Below are 15,853 nucleotides of genomic sequence, written 5' to 3'. Positions count from 1 at the left end.
GATGGATCGGGTCTTCGTAGAATATTACGAGGAAGAACTGACCCACATACGCGGGCTTGCGGCAGAGTTTGCCGACATGCATCCGGCGGTGGCGCGCAACCTGTCGCTGGATACGGTGCCGTGTCCGGATCCCTATGTCGAGCGGCTGCTCGACGGCGTCGCCTTCCTCGCCGCGCGCACGCGGCTGAAGGTCGATGCCGAGCGCTCGCGGTTCTCCCGCAGCATCCTGGATGTGCTGTATCCCGACCTGGTCACGCCGGCACCGGCGACCGCGATGGCGGTGCTGAAGCCCGGCCAGCAGGTGCAGACGATGCTTGCCGGCCATGTCGTCAATCGGGACACGCGGCTGGTTTCCAGCCTGCAAGCCGGCCTGTCGACGCGCTGTACATTCACCACTGTGCAGGAGGTGACACTGTGGCCGATAGCGATCACCTCGGTGAGCTATTTCCAGGATCGCAGCGCGCTCGCCGCCGCCGGAATAGGCGCGATCGGAAAGCAGGGCGGCGAAGCGGCGCTGCGCATCACGCTGGCCCGGACCGGAAAAGGCAAGCTCGACGAACTGGCGCTCGACCGGCTCGATTTGTATTTCGCCAATCGCACCAAAGCGCCGCTTTTGTTCGACGCCATCTTCGGTGCCTGCTCAGCACTTGGCGCGCGGGCGGAAGGCAAGACCAATCCATTGTCGCCTTTGCCGGCACCAGAAATGGTCGGCATCAGCGATGCCGAGGCGATGATGCCGCGCACACGCCCGACATTCGAAGGCTACCGGCTGTTGCGCGAATATTTCATGATGCCCGAGCGCTTCCATTATGCGCGCGTTTCCGGGCTGCAGCCCGTCGTGCGCAAATGCCAGGCCGGCCTCGAAATCGTCTTTGTGTTCCGGCGCGCGGTGCCGGAACTGTCCGACCTGACACCTCAGGATTTCGAACTTTTCGCGACGCCGATCATCAATCTGTTCGAACGCGAGTGCAACGTCATCGAGCTTGATGCGCGCAAGACGCGGCAGGTGCTGCATGCCGACCGCACGCGGGCGCGGGACTTTGAAATCTACCGGGTCATCCGGGTCGAGGACGCCGACACCGAGGGTCCCGACGCCGAGATCCCGGAGCTCTTCAGCCTCGGCCAGAACCGCGGCAGTGGCTGGGTGTATTCGACGGAACGGCGTCCGCGCCGGGCAACCGAGGATGAACGGCGCCAGGGCGTGACCCGCACCTCATACACCGGCGACGATGTTTTCCTTGCCGTCTCACGTCCGGTCGGCAGTACGGCAAGCCGGCCGCTCAAGCGCGTCGACATCGTGGCACTGTGCACCAATCGCGACCTGCCGATCCTCGATGACACGCCGACCTTGACGCTGGAGGCCGGCGACCCGGTGGAGTCGATCCGGCTGCTCGGCGCTTTGCGTCCGCCGCAGCCGGCCATCCCGGCGGCACTGCCGGCGAGCGCCGAGGGCGAGTCGCGCGCCGACGATCTGGCCTGGCGGCTGGTGTCGCAGCTGGCGCTCAACTTCCTCAGCCTCGCCAAGGAGGGTCGCGGTGTCGATCCGCTGCACGCCCTGCTCGATCTCTACGCCGATCGCGGCGATCCCGGGCTCACCCGCAATGTGCGCTCGATCGTGCGCATCGACTCACGCGCGGTGGTCGAAAGGCTGGCGATCGAGGGACCGATGTGCTTCGGACGCGGCACCGAAGTGACGCTGCATGTCGACCAGTCGGTGCTGGCCGGGCAAAGCACGTTGCTGCTTTCCGCCTTGCTGGCGCGGCTGTTTGCCCGGCATGCCGGAATAAACGGGTTCGTGCGGACCCGCACGCGGTTGCTCCAGAGACAGGAGGATGTGCCATGGCCGATGACGCCCGGCAATCGCTACCTGATCTAGCGCTGCCCGATCCGCAACAAGCCGAAGCGCTGTCCGCAGCGTTCGACTTTTTCGAACTGCTGCGACGGCTCGAACGACGGGGCGGCCTGTTCGGCCATTCCGGCCGGCCGGACCGCGAGCCGGCACGGCTCGGTCAGCATGTGCGTCTGGCCTTCTCGGTCCAGGACGTGGTCGAATTCCTCGAACCGACGGACAAGGCGCCGGCCCGGGTCACGGTTGCAAACCTTGGCCTGCTCGGCCCCGAAGGCCCGATGCCGCTGCATCTAACGCGCTGGGTGCTCGATCGCCTGTCGCAGCGCTGGTATGGCGGCGCCGACGCCTTGCAGACGAGCGACACGACATTCGTCGACTTCGTCAACATCCTGCAACACCGGATGATCGCCCTGTTCTACCGCGCCTGGGCGGATGCCCATCCGGCGGTGCAGGTCGAACGCGCGGTCGGCGGCCGCGTCCGCTCCATGCTGCAGTCGATGGCCGGCATCGGACTTCCCGGCACCCAGGATTCCGAGCTTGATGCGGTCAAGCTTCGCCAGGCCGCGTCGCTGGCCAGCCAGGTCGACGGTCCCGAACGGCTGACCCTGTTCCTGGCCGAAGCCTTCAAAGTGCCGGTCGTGCTCAAGGAGTTCGTCGCCGCCTGGATGACCATACCCGCGGCACTGCAGACCCGTCTCGCCGGAGCCTACGCCTCGCTTGGCCGCAGCGCGACGATCGGCCCGCGCAGCTTCAGCCGGCAAAGCCGGATCGAACTTCGCATCGGTCCGCTCGGATACAAGGACTACAAGGCTTTCCTGCCGGGTGGTGAGCGCCTGAAACTGCTGAAGCAGGCGGTGCGCGATCTGGTCGGCGAAACGCTCGACGTCGACCTCAGGATCGTGCTTGCCGGCGAGGCCGTGCCGCCGGCCAGGATCGGCACGGTACAGCTGGCGCGGACGGCCTGGCTTGCGCGCCCCGCTGAAAGGGGAGATGCTGACGATATGCGGCTGCGCACCATTGTCGGGTGGCGGCCGGAAACGGCGGGAGTGGCGGCATGAGCTTGCTACTGACGCTCGAGCAAGGACCGCGCGCGCAAGTGACGCGAGAGGCTCGGCTGGACGAAGGTGAGTTGGTGATCGGCCGCAGCTCCGACGCGGACTGGCAGATCAACGATCCCGACATGTTCGTTTCCCGCGCCCACTGCAAGATCACGGCCAAGCAGGGTGGATATTTCGTCACCGACACCTCAAGCAGCGGGCTGTTCATAAACGATTCCGACAGCCCGCTGGGGCCGGGAAATTCGGCGCGCCTGCAAAGCGGCATGCGGCTGAGACTGGGCGACTATGTCGTGTGGGTCGACCTGCAAGCGGCAGCAGCCCAGCCGGTGGCTTCCAGGGCATCGACGACGGAAATGCAGCCACCGGCCTCGCGGGTGCCGGTTAGCATCGGCCGCGACGATTTCTTTTCGGCCACGACCGAGCAGGAACCCGGGCGGCCGCGCCCCGCCGACCTGCCCAACCCGTTCGAGCAGCCAACCCCCGGCGCGTTCGAACGCGCGCGTTCGGACCAACGCAGTTCGCCTGCTTTCGACGATCCCTTCAGCCTCGACCCAGTGGCGACGCCTGCCCCAAAGGCTGGCGTCGACGATGGCGGGCGCGGCAGGCCGCTGTTCGACGATCCATTCGGCCTCGATCCCGCCACTCCGGAGCCGAAAGAGGTGGGCAAAGCTGCCCCCGACAAGCGGCCGGCATTCGATGACGGCTTTGGCTTCGGCCCTGCCGGGATTACCGCCCCCATCAATGGCACCGACTCGGCCGGGGCGAGCGAAATCGCCGCCGGAGCGCCCTCTCCCGCACCGTGGGATTTGCCTGGCCGCAAGGTCGAGCCGTCTCCCTTGCCGCCGCAACGCGCCGCTGCCAGGCCCAGTGCTGCGCAACCGCCGGCCGGGCAGTCCGATGCGGCACTGCGCGCGGCCTTCCTGCGCGGCATGGGCATCGACGAAGCCGACTTTCCCGGTCGCGATGCGGTGGCCGAGATGGAGAAGTTCGGCCGCGAATATCGCATGATGATGGAAGGCCTGATGCAGCTTCTGCGCAAGCGCGCCGAAGAGAAGGGCAACGCCCGCGTCGCGCAAACCGTGGTCGGTGCTTCCGAAGTCAATCCGCTCAAATTCCTGCCCTCGGTCGACGACGCCCTGGTGACCATCCTGGCGGATCGCAGCCCCGGATTTCTCGGCGCCGAAGCGGCGATCGCGGACGCCGTGCGCGATCTCGCGCAGCACCATGTTCGTGCCTGGCGCGGTGTGCAGGGGGCGCTGCGCCGGATGATCGACCGCTTTGACCCGGCTGCGATCGAAGAGGAGCTGAAATCGAGCTCGGCGATCGGCACGCTATTGACCGGCGGGCGCGGCGCCAAGCTGTGGGAGCTTTATCAAAAACGCCACCGTGAAATCGCCCAGAGCGCGGAGACGCGCTTCCTGGGCGAAATCGGCACTGATTTTCGTGATGCATATGAGGAGGAGTAAGACATGATCGACAGACGCGAGTTCATCGTCGCCCTGGGCGCAACCGGATTGCTTACAGCCTGCCAAAGCGGGCCGCCGAAACCGTCGGTGATTACGGTCAAGGTGACCGGCGGCGCCGGCATGAACCCCGGACCCGGCGGCGGCGATAGGCCGGTGACGGTGCTGGTCATGCGGCTGCGCAGCACCGGCAAGTTCAATTCGGCCGACTACTTCGCCCTGCAAGGCGACGCCGGCTCGGCACTTGCAGGCGATCTCATCGGCTCCGACCAGATCGCCGTCGGCCCGGGCAAGAGCGCGTCGAAGACGATCACGGTTGAACCGGACGCGACGGCGCTTGGCTTCGTTGCGCTGATCCGCGAACCCGGCGGACGCAACTGGCGCACGACCAAATCGGTTTCGGCGGGATCGAAATTCACCGTCAATGTGACGCTGGGCAGTGGCGGCATTTCCGCCTAGCGCGGCCAAAGGCAGGGATACGATGCAAAGAGTGGCGGCATGAGTGACGCAAACAGGGTGCTGTGGTCCGAGGGCCTGTTCCTGCGGACCCAGCATTTCCAGCAACAGGATCGCTTTTTCGAAGCGACGGTGCGCGGCGCGTTGCAGGCCGGGCAGCTGCATACGTTCGGCTTTCGAACGCTGACGCTCGACCCGGCCTTGCTCGACGCCGGCCAGATCTCCGTATTGACGGCGCGCGGCATCTTTCCCGACGGAACGCCGTTCGCGATCCCCGACACGATGGACGCGCCGCGGCCGCTCGCGATCACGCCCGACATGGGCGAGGGACCGGTGCTGATCGCCCTGCCGCTCGAGCCGCCCGAAGGCGTCGGCTTCGACCCTGCGCACGCCGAGCCATCCGGCGCTCGCTATCGCGGGCGGATCGTCTCGGTGCGCGACGCCGTGCATGGCGGCTCCGATCCCGAGGAAATCGAGATCGCGCGGCCGCAAGCCGTGCTGCTGGCGCCGGGCAAAACGGTTGGCGGCTACACAGCCCTGCCCGTCGCCGAGATCAAGGGCGTTCGCGCCGACGGCGGAGTGGCGCTGGATGACACGTTCCTGCCGCCGACCTTGGTTATCGGCGCGGCCTCCTGGTACAGCCGGCTGCTGCAGGAGGTGGTCACCGGCCTCGATCAGATCGCCGAGGCGCATGGCAAGATGGTGCTGGGCGGCCCCGGGCGCAGCGTCGAGGACCTCTTGATCCTCAATCTGGTCAACGCCGCGCGGCCACGGCTGGCGCATATGCTGGCGCAGGACGTCTACCATCCGTCCGAGGTCTACATGGAACTTGCCGGTCTCGCCGGTTCGATGGCGACCTATGGCTCGAGCGCGCGGCGCCTGGGCGAATTGCCAGTTTACGACCACATGGCGCCCGGACCTGCCTATTCGGCCCTGGCCGACGCGCTGCGCTCGCTCATCCTCAGCCTGCGCTACATCGAGCCGAAGTCGCGCGCCCTGCCGGTCATGCGCCATGCCACCAATGTCTGGAAAATCCGCATCGACAACCCCAAGCTTCTGGTGGCGAGCCGGATCGTCGTGCGCATCGGATCCGAGCTGTCGGAGGATGCGCTGCGCAAGATATTCGTCAACCAGGCGACCGTCGGCTCGGCCAGCGAATTCGAAGGGCTGTGGAAGTCGCGGCTGCCGGGTATCCCGCTGAAGCCATTGCATTCGCAACCACGCGAAATTCCCTATGATGGCGACCGGCTCTGCCTAGAGCTCGACCAGAAAAGCGAGCACTGGGCCTCGCTTCTCGAAGCGCCCGGCTTTGTGATCGGCGTTTCGGGCGTTCTGCCGAGCGAACCGCAGGTCGACTGCTACTCGGTCAACAGGTGAGATGATGAGCCGCGACGATCCTTTCGGACTGTCCGAGGATCGCGAGCGTACGCGCATACGCCTTAGCGGAACGCCGACGCCACGCGCTTCGATGCCGCTGCTGCCGTCCGGCGCCGCGCCAAAACGGGCGCGCGCCCACCCGAACGTGCTCGTCAATGCGTTCTCGCCTTTGCTCGAATTTGCACCAGAACTGGAAAACGCGCTGCCGCCGGAGAATCCGGAAGCGCTGCGGACAAGACTGCTCGAGGAGCTCGTGCGCTGCCGCGACGCAACCATGACGGCCGGCTCTTCGCTTGAACGGGCCGATCAGGCAGCCTGGCTGGTGGCCGCACTTCTCGATGACCTGGCACTGAACACGCCCTGGGGCGGCGCCAGCGCATGGCCGCGCCAGCCGCTGGTGGTCATGCTGCGCGGCGACGTCGATGCCGGCGCGCAGTTCTTCGCCCGTCTCGAAGAGCTGGAGCGCCATCCCAACCGGGATCGCGACATGCTCGAATTGCAGTACCACTGCATGGCGCTCGGCTTTCGCGGCAAATATCGCGTGCCTGGCCGGTCCGGCGACCGCTCGCTCAATGCCGTTCGCGTCGCCGCCGCACGTTTCCTGCGCGACACCGACGCGGAAGGGGCGCCGCTGTCACCGAACTGGAAAGGTGTCATCGCCTCCGACGAGCCGCAGCGCTTCATCGTTCCGATCTGGGTGATGGCGGCGGCCGCGGCGGTGATCGCCACGGCGGTTCATGTCGGGCTATCGATGGGCCTGAGCAGCCAGGCGGTGGAGCTTTCGGCGCTGGTGCGCGCCCTGCCGCCGCCCAATCGCAGCGAAGTCACCCGCGCCTCGCCCAAGGTCGAGCCGCCGCCGCTGCAAACGGTGGATTTTGCGCTGCTGCCGGAATTCCAGGCGGCGGCCCCTGCCGATCTCAGGTCGGCTCTCAAAGGCACCGAGAGCGTCTCGCTGGCAAAATTGTTCATTCAGGCCTCCAACCCCGAACTGTTCCAGTCGTCGCGCGCGCAACTGACCGAAGGGTTCGAACCGCTCATCGCTTCGATCGCCAAGGTGATCCTCGAGAACCAGGAACTGATCGGCAAGATCACTGTGGTTGGTCACACCGACGGCATTCCGCTGCAGAAGACCAATCCCCTGTCCACCAATCAGCGGCTGTCGGAAGCCCGCGCTGCCGCGATCGCCGACATGCTGATCCAGAATGGCGTGCCGCAGGATCGCGTCCAGTCCGAAGGCAGGGCTGCCACCGATCCGGTAGCCGACGACAGCACGCGCGAGGGCCGGGCCTTGAACCGCCGCCTCGAAGTGCTGGTCGAGAAGAGGCTGTGACATGTTCATCCTGCGCTTCCTCTGGGCAGTTCTGACATCTCGCTTCCTGTGGACGCTGATTGGTCTCGCGCTGCTGTCGCTGATCATCTGGGTGTTCGGCCCGATCGTCAGGGTCGGCGACTACGTGCCGATGGCGTCGGAGACGGTGCGCATCGTCATCATTGCGCTGCTGGTGATCTTCTGGCTGATCTGGCTGATCGTCGCGCAACGCCGCGCGATCCGCGCCAACCGCATGTTCGTCGCCGAAATTTCCGCCCCGGTGGAGGAAAAACGGCTGAGCCCCGGCGAAGAGAGCGTCGCCGCTGTCGGTGCCAAATTCCAGGACGTGATGGTCGAGCTGAAGCGCCGCAAGCTTGGCGGCCGCAAGTTCCTGCGCGAAATGCCGTGGTATGTGATCGTCGGCCCGCCGGCCACCGGCAAGACAACGGCTTTACGGCAGTCCGGGCTGAACTTTCCGATCGACCTGACGGATGATCTGCAAGGGATCGGCGGCACGCGCAACTGCGACTGGTTCTTCTCCGAAAACGCGGTGATGATCGACACTGCCGGCCGCTATGTCCAGCAGGAGAGCCAGCCGGACGTCGATGCCGCCGAATGGTTGGGCTTCCTCGACCTGTTGAAGAAACATCGCGGCCGCCGCGCGCTGAACGGCGTCATCGTCGCGCTTGGGATCGATGCGCTTTCCGAGGGCGACGAAGCCGTCAAGGCGCATGGCCGCAAGATCCGCCGGCGGCTGGCCGAACTCGAGGAGCGACTGGAAATCCGCCTGCCGGTCTATCTGATGCTGACCAAGGCCGATCTCATCAAGGGCTTCGAGGCCTTCTTCGGCGGCCTGTCGACAGCCGCGCGCGAGCAGGTCTGGGGAACGACCTTCCCGCTCGACGCGCGCGTCGACGCCAAGACGATCGCGGGCGAAATCTCGACGCTGTCGAGGGAGCTCGAAAAGCGGCTGGTGCCGCGTCTGGAAGACGAAGACAAGCTCGCCGAGCGAGCCGAGATCTTCCGCTTTCCGGCGCAGCTGCAAAGCCTGTCCGAACCGATCCAGGTGCTGGTCGAGGCGATGTTCGGCGAGAGCCGCTACGAGGAGGCCGCCTGGCTGCGCGGCCTCTATCTGACGTCGGCGACACAGGAAGGCGCGCCGATCGACCGGCTAACCGCGGCACTCGCCTCCTCCTTCGGCCTGCCGGCGCGGCGCTCGATGCCTACGCCGCGTTTCGAAAAGCGCAGCTTCTTCCTGAAGAACCTTTTGACCGAGGTGATTTTCAAGGAGGCCGGACTTGGCACGTTCGACCCGCTGGCGCAGCGCCGCCGCGCCTGGATCTGGCGCGGTGCAGCGGCAGCATGCGCCGTTGCTGCCTTGCTGGCCGGCGGCGTGTTCACCTGGTCCTACTATGACAACCGCAACGCGATCACCGCCCAGGCAAGCCAGTTCGTGGCGCTGCAGGCGCCGCTGACCGCAGCTGCAGCAAGCCCGGCGTCGGTGGAGCAGCCAGCGATCGACGGCGCTCTCAATGCGCTGGCCGAGGTCGCCAGCGCACGAACGGCTCCGCCGGACAATGCACAGGATCTGTTTGGCCCCTCGGCCTCGGCGGAGCTGGTGCGGGCGCAGACCGACACTTACGACCATGCGCTGCGCAACGTGCTCGAGCCGCGCATGGTGGCACTGCTCGAGGCGACGATGTGGCGGCAGATCCGCGATCCGGATTTCATGCTGGGCGCGCTGAAGACCTATCGGATGATGACCGGCCTGTCGCAGATGGACCCCGATTTCGTGCAGAATTGGTGGGTGAACGACTTGCCGGAATTCGCGCCGGCGGCACCTTTTCCGACCGCTGACGCGGAAGAGCACCAGCTTGCCGCGATCCGCCGCATGGCGGTCGATGACAGCTACACCAAGCCTGACCAGGCGCTGGTTGCCGAAGCGTTGAAAACGGTTTGCACGGTTTCGCTGCCGGCGCGCGCCTACAAACAATTGCTGGCGGACCCGGAGGTCGCCGAACTGAAGGAGTGGATCCCCGCGAACTTCGCCGGGCCTAACGGCGCCAAGGTGTTTGCCCGCCGCTCCGACAAGACGCTGCGCGTCGGCATTGCCGGTGCGTTCACCTATGCTGGTTTCCACGACGCCATCCTTGACCGGGTCGAGGATGTCGCCGCCCAGGCGGCGCTCGACCGCGCGGTCTTTGCCGGCGGCTGTTCGGAAAATTCCGAGACCTCGGTGTCGGCGCTGTCGGAAGATATCCTGAAGCTCTATTACGACGACTACATCGCGCAATGGGACAGTTTCCTGCGCGACATGAGGCTGGCGCCGCTGACCGACCTCAACGTTGCCAGCGAGAATCTGAAGGACCTTTCCAGCGCCGACTCCGCGCTGAAGCGGCTGGTGACGGCAGTTGTCCAGGAGACGGAACTCACCCGCTCGGATGAAGCGCCAGCGGGAGACGACAAGGCCGCCGCCAAAGGCGGTTCGAAACTGCTCGGCAAACTGGGCAAGCTGGGCAAGATCGTCAAAGTCGGGGCAAAGCTGCTGCCGCGCACGGGATCGGCCAGCGAAGTGGACCTGACCGGCACGCTGGTGGCCGAGCATTTCAAACCGCTCAAGGGCGCCATTGCCGAGGTCGACGGTCAGCCGCCCGCGCTTGACGCCGCGGTGGTGGCGCTGACGGCGCTATCCAACGTGTTGCAGACGGTCACCGCCAATCCGGATCCTCAGGACGCCATCAAGAAACAGGGCGGCCTCGCCGAGCTGACCGGCGCCGTTGCCCGGCAGGCGCAGATATTGCCCGATCCGATCGACGACTGGCTGGGTGGCATCGCCGGCGACACCAGCGGCCTGACGCAGAAGGCGGTGGCATCGGAGCTCAACGCCATCTGGCGCGCCGACATTCTGCCGTTCTGCCAGGCCGCGCTCAACGACCGCTATCCGTTCAGCCCCGACAGCGCGGTCGATGTGAATGTCAAAGATTTCGCCCGCCTGTTCGGACCGGCCGGATTGATCGATGCCTTCATCAACGACCATTTGATCGGCTATGTCGACACATCGGCGCAGCCATGGAAATGGCGCGCCGATTTCGGTCTCGATCCGTCCGCGCTTGCCGCCTTCGAGCAGGCCAGGCGGATCCGCGACGATCTCTTTCCCGGCGGCCAGGGCCCGGTGATGAGCTTCACGCTGGAGCCGAAGGACCTGTCGCCCAACGTCACCCGGGTGACGCTCAACATGGATGGCCAGAACCTCGTCTACTTCAACAACGCGACGCGGCCGCAGCCGATGACCTGGCCCGGCAAGGACGGCACCGGTGTCATCTCGCTCGCCTTCCAGCCGATCGACGGCTCACCCGAAATCATGCTCAACGAGACCGGCAGCTGGGCCTGGTTGAGGATGCTGAAGGGCGGCCGGTTCACCGGAACCTCGCTGTCCGACGTCTACAGCCTGCGCCTGGGGACGAAGGGCCTCTACGCCGACTTCGAGCTGAAGGCCGCCAGCGTCGAAAATCCCTACAACCTCCAGATGTTCAAGAAATTCTCATGTCCGCCGCAGATATGATCCTGCCTGGCTTTTACGGCAAAATGCCCGCCACCGGCGATTTCGTCTCCCGGCGGTTGCCGGGCGAGTTTGTCCGCAACTGGGATCGCTGGCTGGCGCAGCATCTCGTGCCGCTGTTTGGCCAGGAATCCTGGCCCCTCGACACCGCGCTGCGCTTTCTGGCCGGCCCGGATTCCTTCGGCGCATCGGTGGGTATCATTTTGCAGAGCGCCGACAAGGTTGGCAGAAAATTCCCCTTGAGCGTCGTTGCGCCGCTTCCCGAAGCTCCCGTCGAGCTGGCTTATGCCGAAGCGTGGTTTGCCAGCATCGAAGCAGCAGCTGTCGCCGCCCAGCATGGCGAGCTGACGCCCGACGAACTCGACGCAGCACTTGCCGGACTGCCGGTGCCGGTGCTCGAGCCGGGCGAAGAGCTCATCAGCGGCATGGTGATGTGGAACGCCTACTCCGATATTTTCGACATCGATCCGCAGTCGCCGCAAGCGACGCTGGAGCAGATCTTCGCCGCCAGTTGGGAGACCAGCTGATGCAGATCTGGAACCAGATGGGCTATCCGCATCAATTCACCATGGGCATGGACAAGGCCGGCCATGAGTGGATCGTCGTCGTGGTCAAAGGCACGTTCGACTTTCCCACGACGGCTGGCGGACCGGTACGCAAATCCGCCGAGCAGGCGCCGCTCGTCTTTGCCGACATCCAGACGGGCGAGCCTGGATACTCGGCCACGCTATGGGAGACCGATTTCGCCTTCCGCAAGCCGCGTTGTGATGTGATCGCCAATGGCTGCGCCTATGCGCCGGGCAGCAGACCGACCGAGCGCGTGCCGGTCGGTATCAAGGTGGGCAACTGGTCGAAACTGTTCGAGGTCGTCGGCCACAGGGAATGGCGCTCCATCGGCCCGCTCTTTACCGCCACGTCGCCACAGCCCTTCCTGAAACTGCCTATCTCCTACGACGTCGCCTGGGGTGGTGTCGACAGGCTGGATCCGGAGGACAAGCTCCCCGGCAGCTACAAGCACAACCCGGTCGGAACCGGCTGGTCGCGGACCAAGAACCAGCGCCTCATCCCCGGCCTGCGGTTGCCGAACACGCAAGCTGTCGGCGAGGAAATTCGCTCACCCTTTGGCGACTACAAGCCGATGAGTTTTGGGCCTATGGGCCGCGGTTGGCCTGGACGCATCGAATTTGGCGGCACCTACGACCAGAACTGGATCGACAATGTCTTTCCGTTCCTTCCGGAGGATTTCGATGAGCGCTATTTCCAGATGGCGCCGCCCGACCAGCAGATCGACCATCCGCGTGGAGGCGAGGACGTGCAGCTGATCAATCTGACGCCGATGGGCAAGGAGGTTTTCCGCCTGCCGGCGACGGCGTTGCAGATGACCTTGTTCAAGGAGCAGGACAAGGTGTTCGACGGTGAACTGTCTCCGGACACGATCCTGTTCGATCCAGAAAATCGACGATTCTCCCTGGTTTGGCGGTTGCAGCAGCGGCTCAAGCGCACGATCCTCGATTTTTCAGAATGCTGGATCGGGCCGCCGACGCAATCGATGCTGCGCGCACGAGCGACCGGGCGAACCTATGTCCGCGCAAACGGTGCTGACGCGAAAGAAGAAATCGAGGAGGCATGACACTCGAGCTCGACATCGTATCGATCGGCATGGTGACCGCGGTCGGTCTCGACGCCCCCTCGGCATGCGCCGCGATGCGCGCCAAGCTCGACGGCTTCCAGGAAACCCGCTTCGTCGGCCCCGGCGGCGGCTGGCTGGTCGGCGCCCCAGTGCCGCTGCCGCGCAAGTTCACAGGAGAGAAGCGGCTGGCCCACATGGCTGCCGCGGCCATCCTCGAGGCCTTCGAGCCCGTTCCCGAGGCACATGGCACTGCAGCGCTCATCCTCTGCCTCGCCGAAGAAGACCGGCCCGGCCGTTTCGCTCCGGAAGCCCCACGCCTCGCGGCTCGCATCGCCGAGATCACCGGCATCGCCTCACCGTACCGAACGCGAATCGTCGCCCACGGCCGGCCCTCCGGCCACGTCGCACTCGACCAGGCCCGTCGGCTGCTGGCCGACCGCAGCGTGCCTTACGTGATGATCTGCGGCGTCGACAGCTACCTGGCGGGACTGACCATCGACCACTATCTGGCCGAACGCCGCCTGCTCACCCCAGACAACCCCAATGGCTTCATCCCCGGCGAAGCCGCCGCTGCTATCCTCTGCACCCGACCAGGCAGCGGCGCCATGCGCCTCCTCGGCCTCGGCCTAGCCCGCGAGCCGGCCTATGTCCACAACCCTGCCGATCTTCCTCTCCGCGGCAACGGCATGACCGCAGCCTACCGCATGGCTCTGGACGCCTCGGGGATGCACATGCGCGACGTCGGTTACCGGATTTCGGATCTGATCGGCGAGAGCTATTTCTTCAAGCAGGCAGCGATTGCCTCGCTGCGACTCGTCCGAGGCCATCATGGTTTCCAGGACTTCTGGAGCCCGGCTGAAAGTCTTGGGAATGTCGGAGCCGCTGTCGTGCCGATCACAGTTGGCATGGCCATCACCGCTGCCATGAAAGGCTACGACCGAGGCGATCCGGTGCTGATCGAGTCTTCGGGCGACGACGGTGCCTGCGGTGCGATGCTGTTGACCGCGGGCCAGATGCCGCGGAAGCGGGTCGCCGCATGACCGTGTTCGCGAATGGGCTCGAGATCGCTTGCAAGGCGCAGACCAATCAGGTGATCGCGGCTTTTCCGGATGTCTGCTTCACGCCGCCGCAGACGCCGGCCACGCCGCCCGGCGTGCCGATTCCCTACCCAAGCTTCGGCATGGATACCGACACGGACAAAGGGACGAGCACAGTCAAGATCGGCGGCAAGACCGTCACGCAGAAGAACCAGTCCTACTACACCAAGACCATGGGGACCGAAGCGGGGTGTGCGCCGAAAAAGGGCGTCGTCAGCTCGCAAAACACCGGCAAGGAGTACGCCGAAGCTTGGTCCGGCAACGTCAAGATGGACGGAGAGCCGATCAGCCGGTTTAGCGACATCTCAACGAATAACCATGCCTCGCCGGTCGGCAATGCGCCGCCCTGGCCGAAGGTCGCGGCCGCCGACCTGAAACCCGGCCAGGACGCGGACTGCCTCGTCGGTTCCTATGATGACATCGCCGCTGCCTGCGCGAACGCGAAGCCTCCCGGCGAGGCGCATCATATCGTTCCGGACAAGGCCTACCGCACGGGCACGCGCGACCAGGCGATCGCCGCCGGGGCGTCTGGCGCCTCGACCATCACGCGGACCTTCGGCAAGCAGAAGCGGAACATCGACGAGCGCGTGAAGAACGCGCCGTCGATCGGTAAAGGCGTCTGTATCTGTGTCAGCAAGTCGGCGCACAAAAAGATCCACAAGAAGGAGCGGGCAGCGCTCAAGAAGCTCGGGCAGAAGGTACCGCCCAATCTGCGTGGCGGGGCCAAGAAGACGCATATTGAGGCCTTGAAAAAGAACGGCACCTGGAACACCGCGAAGCTCGGTGACATTATCGCTGAGTCGAAGAAGACGATCAGCGACCTCAAGCAGGATAAGAACGGCAATCCAACGGCCGCGTGCATCGCGAAGGCGAAGGCCGCGGTAACCAGGCAGACCGCAAACATTGGGCCGAACCAGGTCGGCCGCACGTCAGGTACACTTCCGAACAAGGCGGGGGCGAGCAAAATGCTGAACACGACAATATCATGAGCAACTATGACATCTGGGCGGCCTGTGCGCTGTCCGTCGACGGCTTCGCGATTTCGACCGGCCTGCTCGAGGACGGGCCGCAGTTCAGCAGGCTTACGCTCCACCGAGCGCCGGGCATGCCTGAATGGAACTATTTGCATTTCGAATCGACGCTCGTGTGGCTGACGAGGCTCGACGGCTGGCGTCACGGGGCGTTGCTCGCGGCCCTCGGCATCGACGGCGATGTCAGCTTCGTCGGCCAGCAATTTGCCAGCGAGCAGATTCCGGAGGCGGGCGCCGGCGACGACGAAGAGGGCCGTGGCTCGATGAGCCAAATTCGGCAATTGGGCGACGAACTGATTGCCTGCGGATACGGCTCGCAAGTCTATTTGCGCGACACGCGGGACGCGTGGACAAGAATAGCCGACTCGGATGACGAGGCTTTGGGCGACAACGCATTCGAGGCCGTGGCGCGAAACGCGAATGGGGAGTGGGCGGCATGCGGCAACACCGCCGCAGCCTTCCGTGAGCCGACCGCCGCCGAGCAAGCCGAACTCGACCGGATCGCAGAGACAGGCACGATGCCACAATACCTTGCCGCGAAGGAGCGCTTCGAGACCCAGTTGGCAGGCGAAATCGGCTGCCTGTACGTGCGGAATAAACGCCGCTGGACAGGCGTGGACCTACCCGGAAACACCTATCTTGAGGATGTCATCGTGCTAGAGGACGGTCGCTTTCTAGCGGCGGGCGGCGGTGGTCTGATCGTCGCAGGCCGAGATCCCGATGGCTTCGAGGATTTCTCGCAGCCGGGCTTCGCCGAGAATTACTATTCTATCTGCCTTGTCGGTGGCCGACCCCACCTTCTTGGCGATACGGTGATCCATGTCCTCGGCAAGGATTTGCAGTTGGAAGAGGAGATTGGCTTGCCGGACGAACTGCAGAGCCCGTTGCTCATTGATGTAGCGGATGGCGTGCTCTGGTATTTCGATCACAAGGGGGTCGCCAAACGGCAGCAAAACGCCTGGGTCATGATGGACCTGCCGGACGAGGTATGGGAAGAAGTGCGCCACGACGGATAAGCGGGCGC

At 65.1% G+C, this 15,853-nt stretch carries 12 protein-coding genes; all 12 read left to right on the top strand.

Annotated features, from left to right (window positions below):
* Position 1: 1 nt before the first annotated feature.
* The 12 genes from tssF to AC1DVW_RS20545 are packed head-to-tail and all read left to right on the top strand — an operon-like array spanning position 2 to position 15,845.
* Positions 2-1,876: a type VI secretion system baseplate subunit TssF gene (gene tssF, locus AC1DVW_RS20600; protein WP_477325481.1), complete on the top strand. Its 1,875-nt coding sequence runs from the start codon at positions 2-4 to the stop codon at positions 1,874-1,876.
* A complete protein-coding gene (tssG, locus tag AC1DVW_RS20595; protein ID WP_477325479.1) occupies positions 1,840-2,907 on the top strand; it encodes a type VI secretion system baseplate subunit TssG in 1,068 nt (355 codons plus the stop codon). Before tssF ends, tssG begins: the two co-directional genes overlap by 37 nt.
* Positions 2,904-4,373: a type VI secretion system-associated FHA domain protein TagH gene (gene tagH / locus AC1DVW_RS20590; RefSeq protein ID WP_477325477.1), complete on the top strand. Its 1,470-nt coding sequence runs from the start codon at positions 2,904-2,906 to the stop codon at positions 4,371-4,373. The genes tssG and tagH overlap by 4 nt, the downstream gene beginning before the upstream one ends.
* A 3-nt stretch (positions 4,374-4,376) precedes the next feature.
* Complete coding sequence (tssJ, locus tag AC1DVW_RS20585; protein ID WP_477325475.1) at positions 4,377-4,829, top strand: type VI secretion system lipoprotein TssJ; 453 nt, start codon at positions 4,377-4,379, stop codon at positions 4,827-4,829.
* A 39-nt stretch (positions 4,830-4,868) separates the two neighbouring features.
* On the top strand, positions 4,869-6,203 hold the full coding sequence (tssK, locus tag AC1DVW_RS20580; RefSeq protein WP_477315613.1) for a type VI secretion system baseplate subunit TssK: 1,335 nt from the start codon (positions 4,869-4,871) through the stop codon (positions 6,201-6,203).
* Positions 6,204-6,207: 4 nt separating this feature from the next.
* On the top strand, positions 6,208-7,533 hold the full coding sequence (gene icmH / locus AC1DVW_RS20575) for a type IVB secretion system protein IcmH/DotU (protein ID WP_477325473.1): 1,326 nt from the start codon (positions 6,208-6,210) through the stop codon (positions 7,531-7,533).
* 1 nt (position 7,534) lies between these two features.
* Positions 7,535-11,074: a type VI secretion system membrane subunit TssM gene (gene tssM / locus AC1DVW_RS20570; RefSeq protein WP_477325471.1), complete on the top strand. Its 3,540-nt coding sequence runs from the start codon at positions 7,535-7,537 to the stop codon at positions 11,072-11,074.
* A complete protein-coding gene (tagF, locus tag AC1DVW_RS20565) occupies positions 11,056-11,598 on the top strand; it encodes a type VI secretion system-associated protein TagF (protein ID WP_477325469.1) in 543 nt (180 codons plus the stop codon). The genes tssM and tagF overlap by 19 nt, the downstream gene beginning before the upstream one ends.
* Positions 11,598-12,701 carry a DUF2169 family type VI secretion system accessory protein gene (locus AC1DVW_RS20560; protein ID WP_477325467.1) on the top strand — a complete coding sequence of 368 codons (1,104 nt, stop codon included), beginning with the start codon at positions 11,598-11,600 and terminating at the stop codon, positions 12,699-12,701. The genes tagF and AC1DVW_RS20560 overlap by 1 nt, the downstream gene beginning before the upstream one ends.
* A complete protein-coding gene (locus AC1DVW_RS20555; protein ID WP_477325465.1) occupies positions 12,698-13,741 on the top strand; it encodes a 3-oxoacyl-ACP synthase in 1,044 nt (347 codons plus the stop codon). The genes AC1DVW_RS20560 and AC1DVW_RS20555 overlap by 4 nt, the downstream gene beginning before the upstream one ends.
* The gene (locus tag AC1DVW_RS20550) at positions 13,738-14,787 is read left to right on the top strand and encodes a DUF4150 domain-containing protein (protein ID WP_477325463.1); all 1,050 of its coding nucleotides are present in this window, start codon (positions 13,738-13,740) and stop codon (positions 14,785-14,787) included. Before AC1DVW_RS20555 ends, AC1DVW_RS20550 begins: the two co-directional genes overlap by 4 nt.
* On the top strand, positions 14,784-15,845 hold the full coding sequence (locus tag AC1DVW_RS20545) for a hypothetical protein (protein WP_477325461.1): 1,062 nt from the start codon (positions 14,784-14,786) through the stop codon (positions 15,843-15,845). The genes AC1DVW_RS20550 and AC1DVW_RS20545 overlap by 4 nt, the downstream gene beginning before the upstream one ends.
* The last annotated feature ends 8 nt before the right edge of the window (positions 15,846-15,853 follow it).

It is taken from the genome of Mesorhizobium sp. P3_B5 (assembly GCF_056402815.1).
Note: the sequence above shows the minus strand (reverse complement) of the source record. Positions and strands in the feature narration are given on the sequence as shown.